Annotated in this window: 11 protein-coding genes and 2 pseudogenes; 5 read left to right on the top strand and 8 right to left on the bottom strand. The window is 38.2% G+C overall.

The window, feature by feature from the left end; all coding sequences use genetic code 11:
- Positions 1-162: 162 nt before the first annotated feature.
- Positions 163-360 carry a DUF2132 domain-containing protein gene (locus IPO27_15240; GenBank protein MBK8847816.1) on the bottom strand — a complete coding sequence of 66 codons (198 nt, stop codon included), beginning with the start codon at positions 358-360 and terminating at the stop codon, positions 163-165.
- Positions 361-976: 616 nt separating this feature from the next.
- Here IPO27_15240 and IPO27_15235 point away from each other — a divergent pair.
- Entirely contained in the window at positions 977-1,543 is a 567-nt protein-coding gene (locus tag IPO27_15235; GenBank protein MBK8847815.1) for an adenylate kinase, read from the top strand.
- On the opposite strand, the gene IPO27_15230 is transcribed toward IPO27_15235, so the two are convergent.
- The 5 genes and pseudogenes from IPO27_15230 to IPO27_15210 all read right to left on the bottom strand — a co-directional run bounded on the left by IPO27_15230 (position 1,540) and on the right by IPO27_15210 (position 5,840).
- Complete coding sequence (locus IPO27_15230; protein ID MBK8847814.1) at positions 1,540-2,184, bottom strand: aquaporin; 645 nt, start codon at positions 2,182-2,184, stop codon at positions 1,540-1,542. The two genes, IPO27_15235 and IPO27_15230, sit on opposite strands and share 4 nt — an antisense overlap.
- Before the next feature lie 2 nt (positions 2,185-2,186).
- On the bottom strand, positions 2,187-2,951 hold the full coding sequence (locus tag IPO27_15225; GenBank protein MBK8847813.1) for a metallophosphoesterase family protein: 765 nt from the start codon (positions 2,949-2,951) through the stop codon (positions 2,187-2,189).
- 14 nt (positions 2,952-2,965) lie between these two features.
- Positions 2,966-3,808: an arsenite methyltransferase gene (locus IPO27_15220; protein ID MBK8847812.1), complete on the bottom strand. Its 843-nt coding sequence runs from the start codon at positions 3,806-3,808 to the stop codon at positions 2,966-2,968.
- 56 nt (positions 3,809-3,864) lie between these two features.
- Positions 3,865-4,194, bottom strand: coding sequence for a winged helix-turn-helix transcriptional regulator (locus IPO27_15215; GenBank protein ID MBK8847811.1), 330 nt, complete (start codon positions 4,192-4,194; stop codon positions 3,865-3,867).
- A 132-nt stretch (positions 4,195-4,326) separates the two neighbouring features.
- Positions 4,327-5,840, bottom strand: a pseudogene (locus IPO27_15210) (GH3 auxin-responsive promoter family protein).
- A gap of 348 nt (positions 5,841-6,188) precedes the next feature.
- Between IPO27_15210 and IPO27_15205 the strand changes: the two are divergent.
- The gene (locus tag IPO27_15205; protein ID MBK8847810.1) at positions 6,189-6,905 is read left to right on the top strand and encodes an NRDE family protein; all 717 of its coding nucleotides are present in this window, start codon (positions 6,189-6,191) and stop codon (positions 6,903-6,905) included.
- A gap of 106 nt (positions 6,906-7,011) precedes the next feature.
- Here the strand turns inward: IPO27_15205 and IPO27_15200 are convergent, their stop codons facing one another.
- Entirely contained in the window at positions 7,012-9,327 is a 2,316-nt protein-coding gene (locus IPO27_15200) for a polysaccharide biosynthesis tyrosine autokinase (GenBank protein ID MBK8847809.1), read from the bottom strand.
- 650 nt (positions 9,328-9,977) lie between these two features.
- On the opposite strand from IPO27_15200, the gene IPO27_15195 reads away from it, so the two are divergent.
- Together IPO27_15195 and IPO27_15190 are read left to right on the top strand one after the other, a co-directional pair.
- Complete coding sequence (locus IPO27_15195) at positions 9,978-12,860, top strand: histidine kinase (protein MBK8847808.1); 2,883 nt, start codon at positions 9,978-9,980, stop codon at positions 12,858-12,860.
- 70 nt (positions 12,861-12,930) lie between these two features.
- Positions 12,931-13,834, top strand: a pseudogene (locus tag IPO27_15190) (SDR family oxidoreductase).
- 39 nt (positions 13,835-13,873) lie between these two features.
- Here IPO27_15190 and IPO27_15185 read toward each other — a convergent pair.
- Positions 13,874-15,076, bottom strand: a complete 1,203-nt coding sequence (locus IPO27_15185; GenBank protein MBK8847807.1) for a histidine kinase — start codon at positions 15,074-15,076, stop codon at positions 13,874-13,876.
- Between the two features lie 139 nt (positions 15,077-15,215).
- Here IPO27_15185 and IPO27_15180 point away from each other — a divergent pair, with 139 nt between their 5' ends.
- On the top strand, positions 15,216-15,968 hold the full coding sequence (locus IPO27_15180; GenBank protein ID MBK8847806.1) for a response regulator transcription factor: 753 nt from the start codon (positions 15,216-15,218) through the stop codon (positions 15,966-15,968).
- The last annotated feature ends 20 nt before the right edge of the window (positions 15,969-15,988 follow it).

The raw sequence follows: 15,988 nt of genomic DNA, 5'->3' as shown, positions 1-15,988 counted from the left end.
CAACTTCTCCCAAATAGAAAGGCACATACATTCTATTCTCCCCTCTCCTAAAGGAGAGAGGCCGGGGGTGAGGTTCAAATTCAATGTTTCTCAACTTGCAAATCTCTTGTAGGAGCAGAGGATGACCAGAAGGCATGTAAGTCATCCAATGGAAACATAAACTCATTTACTTTTTAATGATTTCAGGTATAAGTTTTCTACTTTTTTTCTAGCCCATTCTGTTTTGCGCAAAAAAGTCAAACTCGATTTTACACTAGGGTTTTCCTTAAAACAATTGATGTTGATGAGTTCACCAAGTTTCTCCCAGCCATATTGTTTGTGTAAATGTTCAACGATTGATTGCAAGGTAATTCCATGCAAGGGGTTGTTTTTTTGTGTAGCCGTTGTTTTATATTTACATAGATAGAAGGTTGTTCAAAGTTGCTAAAAGCTTTTTTAATTACAAAATTACTTAGTTGAGAATTCGAATACACGAAACCCAAAAAGGTAGAATTGAAAATTGACTGTTCGTTGTAATTTAAAATGTAGCTTTTATAGTTTATGCAAACAAGCGCTCTACTGAGCGACTCTTTTAACAAAGCCTATAGGCAGATGACTTGTGCAGAATGTAAAGAACTAAGCCAACGTATATACTTACCGTAACGATTCAATTAATAGAAATAAAATAGATACCACAGTCTTGATGACAATATTATTTGGGCCGGGCGGCACAATGTAAATCAAACCGCAGAGTTGATTCTAACATCCGGGCTTAGCTGCCCTGCTAAGGTTTACACAAGTTGTGTTGATAGGTAGCAAATCATTGGTAAAAGCCCGTATAAGATATTAATGGAATAAAATGCTATTTGCACCAGATAGTCATTGAAAGCTGACAGAGAACGTTGATTGCCATTAAATTAATTATTTTTCAAGGTGTTGAGCTTTTATCGAACAATAAACTCATTACTTTTGCGCTCCATTTTAAAATCGTATGAGCATGCTTAATATAGTATTATTTGGCCCTCCGGGTGCGGGCAAGGGAACACAAAGCGATAAATTAATTGCAGAGTATAATTTGGTACACCTCAGTACCGGTGATATTTTCAGAGCCAATATAAAGGGTGGAACCGAGTTGGGTTTGCTTGCCAAAAGCTATATGGACAAAGGCGATTTAGTACCCGATGAAGTAACCATACGTATGCTCGAATCCGAAGTTGATAAACATGTTGACCCACAGGGATTTATATTTGATGGATTCCCTCGCACTGCGGCACAAGCCAAAGCCTTGGATAATTTTTTAGAGTCAAAAAATACGTCCATCACTATGATGTTGGCACTTGAAGTAGAGGAGGAGGAATTAAAAAAGAGACTTTTGTTGCGTGGCAAAGATTCGGGACGTGCCGATGATCAGGACCCTGCCATTATTGAACAACGTATTCGTGAGTACAATGCAAAAACAGCACCGCTCAAGGAGTATTATAGTAAACAGGGAAAATTCAAAGCCATTGATGGTATTGGAACTATCGATAACATTTTTGAGAAGCTTTGCGCAGCTATTGGCTAATTCCTGTTTGCTGTAAGCCATCGCCATAAAAACGCAGCACCAATGGCTCCGGTAATTGGTGCAAGCAAGTAAATCCATAAGGTACTCATATGCATACTAAGCAGCGCAGGGGCAAGGCTACGTGCCGGATTCATAGAAGCACCACTTACAGGCCCTGCAAACATGGCCTCAAGTAATATTACCATTCCTATAACGATGCCTGCTATTTTCGAAAACTCGCCCTTGGCAACAAATAGTATACTCAACATTAATATAAATGTAAGTATAAATTCGAAAACCAAAGACTGCATCAAGCTACCTGCAGGCGTGGTGCTGCCCAATAGTTCATTTAGCGGAAACAAAAATTTTAACAGTGCACTCGCACATAATGCACCTATGCATTGAGCAGTTACATATCCTGCAAGGTGGTTTACTGGAAAAAGTTTTATGGCCGACAGTGCAATGCTAACTGCCGGATTTAAATGTGCCCCTGATATGTTTCCAAAAACGTATATCATAACCGTAACAATGAAACCAAAGGTGATGGCAATACCTGCATGACCAATGGCTCCATTCGTATGCTGATTAATAATGATAGCTCCTGTTCCGCAAAAAACAATCCCAAAGGTGCCTAGCGCTTCGGCTACTAATTTTTTTATCATAATTAAAAACCTGTTCTTAGTGAGATGGCATAGGTGTTTGGTAATTCTGAGTTTTCAATGGCCGCAGCGGCTCGTTCTGTATCATAGTTGAAGCGTTCAAATTTTACATCAACACTGCTTGCATCTTGGGTACCTGAGTTTTCATTAAAGGAAATCAATACATAACAGCCCTTAGGGTTACCATCCTTTGGCTTCCCAACCGAGCCGGTGTTTATTGCATGATAAAACTTTTTTCCTGATTCGTCAATCAGTACTTTGTGATACGGTTTATGGGTATGCCCAAAGCACATGATATCGGCCTGTGCATGTTGCATAATGCGCAACATGCTTTTTTCATCGCGATCTTCAAATAAATATTCATTTATTTTTCGCGGACTTCCATGTACCAATAGCAAATTGATTTTAGTAGCAAGGTGTAACTCAATTTGTATTTGCATGGGCAAACATCGTAAATACTGCCTTGAGGAACGGGATACTGCTTTGTTCGTATAAGCAATGGAAATTTTTCCATTGGCTTTTTCTTCTTCTGTTTTATAGGCGCAACCGCAATCGTCACTCGTACGACCAATGCCATAATCATAATTGCCGGCAATGGTTGCAATATTTTTACTGCGGATTAATTCAATAACTTCATTGGGCCAACAATTGTAACCAACCAGATCGCCCAGGCAATACATACTATCAATCTGATGTTTTTGCATATCGTCAAACATAGCATCTAGTGCCGGTAAGTTGGCGTGTATATCAGAAAACAGAGCAATGGTCATAGTGCTAACTAAAACTAATTGCAGCAGTCAGGTCCGCAGCAGGTTTTGTCGTTTGGTTTTTCAGCATAAACGGTGATGCTATAAATACCGAACTCACCTCCATGGTATTTTTCAATTTGGTCAACGCAAAGATAGTTTTTAAGAATATCATCAGGTACGATTATTGGCTTTTCCTTTTGCAATAGTATGTTAACAAAGCCGGCTTCTTTTATCAGTTGTAGGTAATCATTTTTTTGGATGGCACCCGATACGCATCCTGCATACATTTCGGCACTCTTTTGCAATTGACTCGGCAACTCACCCATTAGCACTACATCTGAAATACTAAAGTGGCCCCCGGGTTTAAGAACACGGTGTATTTCACCGAAAACATTCTTTTTATTAGGTACCAGATTGAGCACACAGTTGCTTACTACCACATCAGCCACGTTCGAAGTAAGGGGCATTTTTTCAATATCGCCTTGCCTGAACTCGACATTGTTATAGTCTAATTTGTCAGCATTAGCCCGAGCCTTTTCAATCATAGCCGGTGTAAAATCAATACCTATTACTTTACCGGTTTCTCCGGCTTGAGCACGCGCAACAAAGCAATCGTTACCGGCACCGCTGCCCAGATCTACCACTGTATCACCCTTATTAATTTTTGCAAATTGAGTAGGCAGCCCGCATCCAAGGCCAAGGTCAGCATCTGCATTATAACCTTTAAGTTCACTGTAATCATCGGTCATAATGTTATACACTTCGTCAGTACAAATACCCGAGCCACAGCACGAAGTTTGATTTTCTTCTTTATTCTGTGAAGCAATTTCGCTGTACTTTTGTTTTACAATTTCTTTTAATTCCTGGTCTGTATTCATTTTATTTTAGATTTATACTATCGTATATATACGATGGTGAGTTTAATTCCATTTTTTTAGCAACAATTTTTTCCTTTTACTTTTGTTGAAAAGAAGAGGCGAAAGAGTTCACCAGTTTGTTTCCACATTTTCGGATTAATACAATAGCAAACCTTGGTGCCGGTTATGTCTCCGGTAATAATGTCTGCATCTTTCAATTCTTTCAAATGCTGCGATACTGTGCTTTGCGATAGTGGCAGCACCTCCACGATGTTGCCACACATGCACGATTTATTTTCTAAAAGCAGCCTGATAATAGCTATCCGTGCAGGATGTGCAAGTGCTTTTGCTATCCGTGCAATGTTGTTATCTCTAACGGTGAATTCATCTGTTTTGGCAAATCCCATTTTATAGCCTTATTAATTATATCGCAATATTACGATAAAATAAATTACGAATCTAATAAGGAGGAAAATTTAACAGTTTATTTAAAAGTGAAATTTGATTTTACGCATGAAGGGATAACAAGCAACCTGAACTCATGCAGGAATCATGCTCAATATTTCTTCAACCAATCGTCTATTGTTGCTAAGGCGTGGCACCTTATGCTGACCACCAACTTTGTCTTTACTCTTAAGCCATTCGAGAAATGTACCAGCAGGTAATTGTCTTACAATGGGCTTGCGTAGTAGTTTGCTGTGATATCGTTTGGCTTCGTAATCCGAATTCAATTCTTTAAGCTTTTCGTCTAATACATGTGCAAAGTAATGGATATCATCGGGCGCATGTTCAAACTCTACCAGCCATTCGTGTGCACCATTTTCAGTATCGTTAAAATAAATGGGGGCAGCCGTGTAATCAATTAAGGTTGAATTGGTGCGTGTACAAGCATGTGCTATTGCTTTTTCGGCATTATCAACAATAACCTCCTCGCCAAAGGCATTTATAAAGTGCGAGGTGCGTCCGGTAACTTTTATTCGATATGGACTAATACTTGTAAACGTGATGGTATCGCCAATCATATAGCGCCACAAGCCGCTATTGGTAGTTATAAGCATGGCATAATTAATACCGGTTTGTACTTCAGATAGGCCAATAGCTTTATCGTAATTATATGATAAATTTTCTTCGGGAATAAATTCGTAAAATATTCCATAATCCAACATCAGCAATAATTCGGTGCTATGCATCGAATCTTGAATTCCAAAAAAACCTTCAGATGCATTATAGGTTTCGAGGTAATTCATTTTTCGGGAAGGTATCAATTTTAGAAATTGATCCTTATACGGTTCGAAGTTTACAGCACCATGAACAAATAATTCCAGATTAGGCCATACTTCGCATATATTAGACTTTCCGGTCATATCAAGTATGTGGTGTAATAGTACCAAAGTCCAGGAGGGTACTCCACTTATGTTTGTAACATTTTCATTGATGGTTGTTTCGGCAATTTTTGAATTTTAGTTTCCCATTCATCCATTAAGGCAATTGATAAATCGGGAGTGCGGAATAGTTGAAACCACAATGGAAGATTTTGCATAATGATAGCACTGAGGTCGCCATAAAAGCTTTCGTTGCTAAACGAATTTAGTTGATGCGATCCTCCCAAGGAAAGCAGTTTGCCATTAAACAACTGCGACTCTGGATTATTGGAAAAGTATATGGCCAATAAATCTTTGCCGCCTTTAAAGTGACACTCCTCCATACACTCCTGAGTTACTGGTATAAACTTGCTTTTGTCGCTGGTGGTGCCTGATGATTTTGCAAACCATTTAGTTTCTGATGGCCATAGCAAGTTTTGCTCGCCCTCCATCAATCTTTTTATATAGGGCTTGAGCGATTCATAGGTTTGTACCGGAATGCGCTCTTTTAATTGGGCATGTGTTTTGATGCTTGCGAATTCGTATTCGCGTCCAAACTCTGTGCTGCGAGCGGTATTCAGAAGTTTACGCAGCCATTCTTCCTGCACATTGTGCGGGTATTTTAAGAATAATTCTATTTGATGAATTCTCTTTTTAATGAGCCACGATAACAACGAATTTATGATCGGCATAAAGGATAGATTGTTAGTGGCACTAAGTAAATAAAATATTTTAATGTGATGATTATGATTTTGAAAATTTAGTTTGCGAGCCCTATTTTCAATGCTAAGCTTAGCAGGCGGCATTGTTGATGAAAGGAAAATGTTAGCTATTTATTGCAAACCATAGATAGGGTGTATGTCTTTTATAAAAAGCATTCGTTAGCTCATGTAACGGAGGAACCTTGTCGCCTTGAAATTGAATTTGCTATCGCAGTGATTGTGCCTTTAAATAATGATTGTGTAATTTTGCCCCCGAAAAAATGACCAAATCATTTTCTTTTCTTATAACATAAAATTGATTGCATTTTTACTTAGCATATGTGTACCGTTACCTACTTACCTATAGATGCTGACTCGTACTTGCTTACAAGCAATCGCGATGAACACGTTGCTCGCAAACCGGCCTTGCCATTTGCCAAATATGAAATTCATGGTTCTGAAGTTTATTTTCCAAAAGATACGCATGCCCATGGCAGTTGGATTGCTCATAATAGAGGAGCCTTTACTCTATGTTTGCTCAATGGTGCTTTTGAGCCACATAAACATATGCCACCTTATCGATTGAGTCGCGGTATTATGTTGCTTGATTTTTTTGAACACAACAACACAGCTAAATTTATCCATAATTATCGGTTTAATGATATTGAACCTTTTACACTCATAGTAGTTGAGCAAGTGGGGAATAAAATTGCTTTAACTGAACTAAGATGGGATGGACAACAAATGCATCAGCGCGAGTTTAACAGCAGTGAACCAAAAATTTGGTCATCTGTAATGTTATACCCTCAACCGGTTATTGACTTGCGAGAAAAATGGTTTAATGAATGGCTACAACAACAAACCCATGAAACATATGATCGCATTACCGATTTTCATTTGTTTGCCGGTGATGGGCACCAAGCCCGCAATTTAGTTTTTAGAGATGGAATGAAACACACCGTTAGTATTAGCAGCATTCATGTGCAAGCAGACAAAAGCAAGTTGTGGTATCGTGATTTAATAACAAACAAAACTTTTATCAAAGAGGTTTCATAAATTGAGTTATCTCTTAAAAGCTATAATATGTTTTTATTAATAGCTCCAACCGCTGTTAAAACAAGGCAGAGCCATTTTTCTGTATTGGGTCTCTTGAAGCGATAGCTTATTTATAATAACCGCCACCATAACCGGCAGTAATATTTTTTTGGCTTACGGCATTTAAAATGATTCCAAAACCTTTCGAATCTTTCTTTTCTGCTACGTGATGTGCAACCTCAATAAAATCTTTTTTACTGTAATTTGCTTTCATTACAAACAAGGTAAGGTCAGCATACTTCATTAGCTCAAGTGCATCACTTATAAGCCCAACAGGAGCGGTATCAAACAAGATATAATCGTATTGTTGCTTGAGTTGATTAATCATCATATCCAATGCAGGATCAAGCAGAAGTTCGGATGCATTTGGAACGCGTGGGCCAGAAAGCATTACATCAAGGTTAGGTACTGAGCTTTCTTTTATCACACTTTTCAAATTTGCTTTACCCGACAAGAAAGTTGTAACACCGGTATCATTCTGCATATTGAAAGCATTGGCTTGCTTAGGCTTGTGCAAGTCAAGGTCGAGTAAGATTACTTTCTTTTTAGATTTGGCTAGGATGGTGCCGGTATTTACCGCACAAAAAGTTTTTCCTTCACTCGCAACGGTACTAGTAAACATGGCAATCTTGCAACCTTCTTTAGGCCCATAATGATTGAGGTTGCTACGTATTACCCTAAAGGCTTCGCTAGCAATTGACTGCGGATGCTTGTCAACCAGCATATACTCTTTTTCGGCTTCTTTGGTTTTTGCTATAACACCTAATATTGGTAAGGATGATAACTCTTTAATATCATCGCGAGAGGTTACATAATTATAATAAATGCTGCGGAAAAATATAGTCAACAACGATAAAGCAATTCCAATTCCGATACCGGAAACAAAAACTTTCATTGGGATAGGTCGTATCAAGCCCTGTGCTATAGCGGGTTCCAGAATAATACGGTCGGGGATGATAGCTGCTTTGGCCATAAGAGTTTGCGTGCGTGTTTCCATCAGGAAGGTGTACATCCTTTCTGTTAAAGCCTGATTGCGGGTTATGTTTTGAATGGTACGCTCTGCTTCAGGAATGTTTGATATGGCTCCTCCCAAACTGGCAATTTGCGACTTCAAAGAATTTATCTGTGTAACCAATGAGCGTCTTATTGTAATTACATTGGTTATCATTTGAGCTTTTAGGTTTCCTATTTGTCGCTCTACTTCTTTTACTTGCGGACTTGCAGCCGTGTACTGCAAATCATAGGTCTGTTTTAGCTGAATTTTTTGCTGCAATTCATTAAGTGTGCTTGATAGACCAACGTTATTTTGTGTCATCAAGATAGACGAAATAGCACTTACGTCTTCACCCTCATTATTCAATAGCTCGTTTAGGCGCTCAATGTTTTCGTATTCAACTTGTTTTCTGCTCAATTCGCTTTGCAACTGCATTTGCTGTTGCAATTTTGCATCCGCTACTCCTTCGGTAATTATTCCGGTTGACGATTTTTGTTGCGCTGCCATAATCGACACCTGCCCTAAGTTGCTTGTAACAATCTTTAACTCATCTTCAAGATAGTCTACCGTTTTTTCGTTTACTTCCTTCTTGGCCGAAATGGAATTTTCAATGTAAATTTCGGTCAGTCCTTTTAGGAAGTCTACAGCTCGGTCTTGCACCACATCTTCTACTTCGGCAATTATTGCCGAAGCATCTTTTTCTTGTGTAAATTTTAACGCCTTCCGGTAACGCGATATTAAATCCTGCTTTTCGTTAAAAACAAATTTGTATTTGACATTATTAAGGGAATTGTTTCCTTTTAGTATCTCATCATTTCCAATTACTGAAAATGAAAAACGTGGTGATTGCACTGCCTGACCAAAACTTACCGATTTATTAAATTCTCCATGTTCTTCGCTTAGCCATATGCGGCAAGTATTGTTTGAGTTTACTTGTATATTAAATGGCTTGTTGTAAAGTGTAGGATCTATTAATCTGCCTTCTATTATAAACGGTGTTCCATTATAAACTTCTACTGTCTTTATACGACCTTCAATATAATAGCTTACTTCCAGATTCAGTTTCTTAATGGCATCGCCAATCAGCCTGCGCGATGACAGCAAAAGTATCTCATTGGCCGACTCTATTTTTTCTGATTCGTTTTTGATTGTACCTTTAAAAGCATTTTCAAGAGCATTGTCTTGTTTCTTTAATAAAATGGTTGTGGTAGCGCCATAATATTTGGTCGATTTGTATAAAAATAGCACGGCAAACCCAATTCCCATAGCTATTAACAGGGCAAAAACGTACCAGTTTTTTATAAACAAACTGATCGTTTTCTTAATATCTTTTTGTTCAATAAGGTGCCCTCCGGGTCGGGGCATTGCAGTAGCCTGATTATTTTGCATAATTGTTTATCCTTTTAGCGTAGCCCAATATTCGAAGCTAAAATATTAATAATAACCTAAGTTTATATTTTAATATTTTACTCATACATTGGTTTTGAATAGAATAGCTTTTATTAATGAATTGGCAAAAGTAAAATTACAGGTTGATTTTCTGCATAGTCGCTAAATTTTCTTTCTATTTATTCAAAAAAAAGCAGTCCCGTTGTTTTGGAAACAAGCGGGACTGAACCATTACTAACCCTTAAATCTTAATACTTATGAGAATCTTTGTGTAAAATTTACACGTCCAAGCAGGAATCATAAATCGTGCCAAAGGAAGGTAAAAAATAGTTTTGCCATTCTGATTTTGCTCATATATTTGCAAGCTAAATCTACCTCTTACTTAAACAATACTTCTCCCGGTTTCTCCAGCAATTCGTATCCAAGTTTTAAGGGTGATTTACTCCAATTTGGTTCCACAAACCTAAATCATATTTATTTGATTTGCCTCCTGCAAAGGAGGCTTTTTTATTTCTTACCATAGCCGTTCTGTCATATTTCAATAATTTTTTAAGCCAGAATGAATTCTCTTCCGTAATATCAAAAATTAAAGCTAATTATACAGCGTTTGAATTCAAAGGATTATGCTTAAGATAAGCGCAATTTTGATTATGACCTGTATTTCGTTGCAGGTTACGGTACTTAATGCTCAGCAAGGCAATTTTCATCATTACTCAGCCAAGGATGGTATGAGTTTTTTGATTGTAAATGCCATTTACCAGGATAAACAAGGATTTATTTGGAGTGGAGGTTATGGTGGCCTCAATAAGTTAGACGGACGCTCGGTTACTAAATTCGGGCATCAGCAAGGGCTGTCAGATTATTATGTAAAAGATATTGTGGGTGATAGCCGTGGCAACCTTTGGATTGCCACCCCTGAAAAATTAAACAAGCTTAATGATGGTATATTTTCTATTTATAAATTACCCTTTAACAACATAACCAAACTTTATTGCGACAGCAATAATGTGCTTTGGGTAGAAGCGGCCAAAGATGCCGGGTACTTTTTCAATGAAAAGTTTTACAGCATAGAAAACTTAAAACACCTTACCATCAATAATTTTTACCAATGTAAGAATAACCAGATTTATATATGTGCCGATGAAGGTCTTTTTCAACTGACCTATTCATTCAAGGATGGGGGAATTACCAACATAAAAATTTCAATTCTCATGCAAGGAAAGGTAAATGATATAGGTATATATCAAAACCGGATTTACCTTGCTACCATTAATGGCTTGTTTACCGCCCTCGATTTTGTTTCGCCACAAAACTTTGAACTTATTGAGTCAATCACCAATATTAAGCGATTGGTTTTGCAAAAGAACGGCACTTTATGGATTGGAACCATAAAAGGACTACTAAGCTATCAGAACGGAGAGCTAATGATAGAAGAAGTAGATTTATATACCAACAGCAACCAAATTGTAAGTTTGTATGTAGACAATTCAGATGTATTGTGGGTAGGTACTTATTATGGAATGTACAGACATCGAGGTAGTTTGTTTCAGATTATTAATGAAAAGCAGGGGCTTTCTAACAGCAGTGTTTTTCCAATTTCAAAAGATACCAATGGAAATTTATGGATAGGTACACTTGATGGCTTAAACAAGCACGATGGAACCGATATAGAGCGATACGAGCATCCTGAATTTAAGGGCGACATGGTGAATGCGCTATTTATTGATGGAACTAACCTATACTGTGGTACCGATCAAGGGCTAAATATTATTCGAGGTGGTGCAACTTCTTTTATTTCAGGTACAGAATTAAAATTGGGCAACGACAGTGTTACCGCCATCTTGCTTGCCCACGATAAAACACTGTGGGTAGGGGGAAATAAAAAAATAACACGCATCCGTGGTAACGATACTTCCTCTTTTACTTTTAAAGCTGCCTCCGATTTTGATGTTTGGTATTTATTCGAAGACAAACAAAGGCGATTGTGGGCAGGAGGGTTTCCTAATATGGGCGTGTATTGTTTTGAAAAAGATGAATGGCATGAGATGTCAGACAAATTTGAATTGAAAGAAAAAACCGTACTTGCTATTGCCGAAGACAAAAGGGGAGCCATCTTACTGGCTACTTTTGAAGGTGTGGTGATGATGTATCAAAATCGAATTTTTCGATTTGATGAACGCAATGGACTCAACAGCGACTTTGTGTATACCATGGCTGTATATGATGATGAATTATGGGTGGGTACCAATCAGGGATTAAATAAAATAAATCTCCAGGCATTTTATGCCAATAATGAAATTGATATAACCTACTATGCATCCGAAGAAGGATTTTCGCCTCTTGAGTCTAATTCGTATGGGATATATAAAGATGCCGACACCATGTGGTTTGGTACCGTAAACGGGTTGGTGCGCTATGTGCCCCAACCTGAAATAAACAAGCTGCAGCAAAACTACACTCATGTTGTAAACATAAAGGTCAATTATCACGATACCTTAATACCACGAAATGCGATATTAGACTATAAGCATAATAATATTTCGTTTGAGTTTATTGGTATCGATTATTCCAATCCGTTTAAAGTAAAATACTCCTACATGCTGGAAGGGTTGCAAAACAAATGGTCGGAGGTAGACAATACCAACAATGCTTCGTTTACCAATTTACCGGCAGGCAAGTACACTTTCAAATTGCGAAGCCGAAGTAATACCGGCCGGTGGAATCCCATACCAACCACATTCAGTTTTGAGATTAAGCCACCTTTTTGGCGCACGTGGTGGTTTATCACCCTTGCCACTTTTTTAGTAATGGTTACCGTATACGTTTTATACAGGCGAAGAATAAATGGAATACGCGCACAAGCACGCCTAATGCAAAAAATTACCGAATCAGAACTGAAGGCACTGCGCTCGCAGATTAATCCTCATTTTATTTTTAATTCGTTAAATAGTATTCAGGCTTTTGTACTGAGCAATCAAAAAGAAGAAGCAAATAGATACTTAGCGCAGTTTGCCAGATTAATCAGGCAGATTTTAAACCATAGCCGATCTGAATTTGTCTCCATGCAGGATGAGTTAGAAATGCTTAATAATTACATTGCAATGGAATCTATTCGTTTTTCTAACAGGTTCACGGTAAACGTAAAGGTAGATTCTGATATCATTACCTCTAAAGTGATGATACCACCAATGATCATACAACCATTTGTTGAAAATGCTATTATACATGGCCTGTCGGCCAAGCAGGGTGATGGGTTGTTAGAGATAAACTTTTTAAAGGAAGACCACAATTACATTTTGGTTGAAATCAGGGATAATGGCGAGGGCATAAATTTTACAAAGGAGCGGATTTCGCCTTCAGCACATCGTTCGGTTGGACTAGCTGTTACTTTCGAACGTATCGAATCGCTTAATAAAGCCTATCCCGAACCCATCAAATGCGAGATTGTTGATTTATCACGTTCTCCTTCCGCCCATGGTACACTTGTGCGTATTGAGTTTCCTATGCACAATGAAGTAAATGCCTCCATCTGATTTTGTGAGTTATAGTTTACTCTAAAACGAAAAAGTTTTATGTAATTTGCTGTTCAATTAAATGTAGACAATGCGCACTATTTTACTTACAGGCAGCAATGGCCTATTGGGACAAAAAATAATTTATAATGCAGTTTCCAAACCGGAAATTAACTTAATAGCTACTGCCCGTGGTGCTAATCGCACCACCCTTAAAGCCGGCTATACTTATGCGCCACTCGACATTACCAACGAAGATGATATTAATAAACTTTTCGAAACTTATAAGCCACACATACTTATAAATACAGCTGCAGCAACCAATGTAGATGCCTGCGAAGTCAATAAGGAGGAAGCAACCTTATTAAATGTTACTGCGGTGCAGTATCTTGCCGAAGCATGCAAAAAATATCAAACACATTTTATTCACCTAAGCACTGATTTTGTTTTTGATGGAACAGCAGGACCCTATACAGAAACTGATAGGCCCAACCCACTTAGCCACTATGCAAAAACAAAGTGGGAGGGCGAACAGATTATCATTAATTCGCTTGTTAACTATGCCATTATACGTACCATCATCATCTATGGGGTGGTGGATGACGGGCAGCGCAGCAATATTGTACTGTGGGTAAAAAACTCACTCGAGCAGGGAAAGGAAATAAAAGTAATAACCGATCAATACCGGATGCCAACGCTTGCCGAAGACCTTGCCGAAGCTTGCATGCAATGCGCCATTCGCAATGCAAATGGTATATATCATATAAGCGGTAGAGAAATGATGAGCATTTGGGATGCTTGCCAACACGTGTGCAATTTTTTTGGACTCGATGGCAATCTAATGAAACCTGTAACCACTCAAATGTTACAACAGCCAGCGGCCCGACCACTTGTTACCGGTTTTATTATTGATAAAGCAATAACAGAGTTAGGTTACCAGCCACAATACTTTTTTGCAGGGTCTTGAAATAGTAAAGCAACAGCTCGAAGGATAATTTCTAGTTCCGGCTTTTTTTTATATCAAGTTTGAAAAATTACAACAACGGTAACGACAAAACCGTACGAAAGTTGAATTTTGTATTCATTATTTCTTCGCTGTGAAGCCCAATGCGCGGGTCATCATATTTTTCTGCAAGAAGTTGAAGACGCTCAAGCACAAGGTTTATTCCGGTAAGTTCGCTGCTCTGCTTTTCGGTTTCGGTGGTGTAAAAAATATTTCGTGCATCTCCGTTGTCTTCAAAAACAACTTTCAATAGGCCATTACTTTCTTTGATGGATATATCGAGTTTGCTATCTGCTTTTCGAGTCATAAAGCCTTGCCACAAAATATTATTAATAATTGGGTGTAACAGCATGGGTGGTATCTGTGTGTAGTCACTGTCAATAGAAGGTGCTACAGCAATTTTATAAGTAAAAAAATTATTCTGCCTAACTTGTTCCAGATTAATGTACTCTGCAGTTATAGCAAGGTCTTCGTGCAAGGTAACCGTTTCTTTATGCGCTACATTCATCACATTGCGCATTAGTCGCGAAAGTTTTATAACAACCTCATTTGCTTTTAACGTATTGCCCTCATTAATGAGGTATTGCAACACCGACAAGCAATTGAAAATAAAATGTGGATTCATTTGCGACTGCAACGACAGCATCTTAATTTCGGCAATACGAGTTTTGGCAGCTTCTAGTTGCAATCTGCTCTCTTGTGCATCGGCTTCAGTTATCACTCTATTAATTCGTATTGCAGACAGCGAGGCTATAGTTGTTAGTATGTATAAATGCTTTTCGTCAAAAAAGCCCTGTTTACTATGCTCGCAGTCAATTACACCAATCGTCTCATCGTTAAGTTTTATTGGAACGGCAATTTCTGAAAGGCGCATTTCATCATCCTGTATGTAACGCACATCTTTACGGGTATCATGAATAATTTCGGGCATGCCGGTGGCTGCTACCGTACCTACAATACCTTTACCAATTGGAATTTCTATCGGATTCAGAATTTCGTAATGTTCGGGACTTTTGGGACCAAAGGCTGCTTTTTGAATCAATACGTTTTTGTTTTTATCAAGCAGATAGATTACACAATCCTCAAAAGCGAGCCTGCTTATGCAATCTTTAGCCACGCCCCAGAGAACATCATCCACCGTGCTCCCATCAAGCATGCGTGAAGTAAAATAGTTAATGGATTGCTCCACTTCGAGCAGGTATTTGTAATCATGCTTTTTAAGTTGCATCTCCATAAGCGGTCAAAAGTAACGAGAAGCATTAAATAGATTATGCCACTTAATAAACAAAACGTGCCGTTTAGCAATTATACATGGCAGGCAAGATGTTATATGTAATTTTGGACGCAAATAAAAAAATTGTCCATTAACCTTTATGGGGAAGAAACTAATTGCAGTAATAACGGATGATGAGGAAATGCCTGCATTAAACCTTCAGCGCATGTTGCAACTGCATGTGCCGGCAGTAAAGCAAACCTATATTGCTTTGAGTGCTCTGGAGGCCAAGGCATTAATTGAGCAACACCAACCCGATCTTTTGTTTTTAGATGTTGAAATGCCTGTAAACACAGGTTTTGATTTGCTCAATATGATTGAACACAAAACATTTGAAGTGATTTTTACTACCGCCTATCAACACTATTCCATTAAGGCAATCAGATACAGTGCACTCGACTATCTTCTTAAGCCCATTGATGTGGATGAACTAAAAGCAGCTGTCGATCGTTATTTGGCTCGTCAGGATACCCTGCAACATCGTCAGCAATTTATAAATGGACTATTAGAAAACGTAAAACAAACCACCGAAAAGAATTTTAAGATCACCTTGCATACCAGCGAAGGGCTATTGTTTATTAAACCGGGAGATATCATGTATTGCAAAGCCGATGGAAGTTATACAATGTTCTATATGATAAATGACAAACGCATTATTGTATCTAAACCATTAAAGGAGTATGAGGAGTTATTGCGCGATCAGCCCGATTTTATTAGGCCTCACCGTTCATTCCTGGTGAATAGGGCATTTATAAAATCGGTGCAAAAGGAAGAACTGATATTACAAAATGATGTGCGTATCGAAATTGCACGAAGAAGAAAAATCGAAACGATTTCGAAACTTAATCCGTGATTTCAACTAAATATTAGTAA

The organism is Bacteroidota bacterium (assembly GCA_016714535.1).
Taxonomy (GTDB): Bacteria; Bacteroidota; Bacteroidia; order AKYH767-A; family OLB10; genus JADKFV01.
This window is presented reverse-complemented; position numbering and strand designations above follow the sequence as displayed.

Coding starts and splice junctions, on each gene's coding strand:
- IPO27_15220 (MBK8847812.1), bottom strand. CDS start 3,808: ATGAATACAGACCAGGAATTAAAAGAAATTGTAAAACAAAAGTACAGC.
- IPO27_15195 (MBK8847808.1), top strand. CDS start 9,978: ATGACCTGTATTTCGTTGCAGGTTACGGTACTTAATGCTCAGCAAGGC.
- IPO27_15185 (MBK8847807.1), bottom strand. CDS start 15,076: ATGGAGATGCAACTTAAAAAGCATGATTACAAATACCTGCTCGAAGTG.
- IPO27_15215 (MBK8847811.1), bottom strand. CDS start 4,194: ATGGGATTTGCCAAAACAGATGAATTCACCGTTAGAGATAACAACATT.
- IPO27_15200 (MBK8847809.1), bottom strand. CDS start 9,327: ATGCAAAATAATCAGGCTACTGCAATGCCCCGACCCGGAGGGCACCTT.
- IPO27_15225 (MBK8847813.1), bottom strand. CDS start 2,951: ATGACCATTGCTCTGTTTTCTGATATACACGCCAACTTACCGGCACTA.
- IPO27_15235 (MBK8847815.1), top strand. CDS start 977: ATGCTTAATATAGTATTATTTGGCCCTCCGGGTGCGGGCAAGGGAACA.
- IPO27_15180 (MBK8847806.1), top strand. CDS start 15,216: ATGGGGAAGAAACTAATTGCAGTAATAACGGATGATGAGGAAATGCCT.
- IPO27_15230 (MBK8847814.1), bottom strand. CDS start 2,184: ATGATAAAAAAATTAGTAGCCGAAGCGCTAGGCACCTTTGGGATTGTT.
- IPO27_15205 (MBK8847810.1), top strand. CDS start 6,189: ATGTGTACCGTTACCTACTTACCTATAGATGCTGACTCGTACTTGCTT.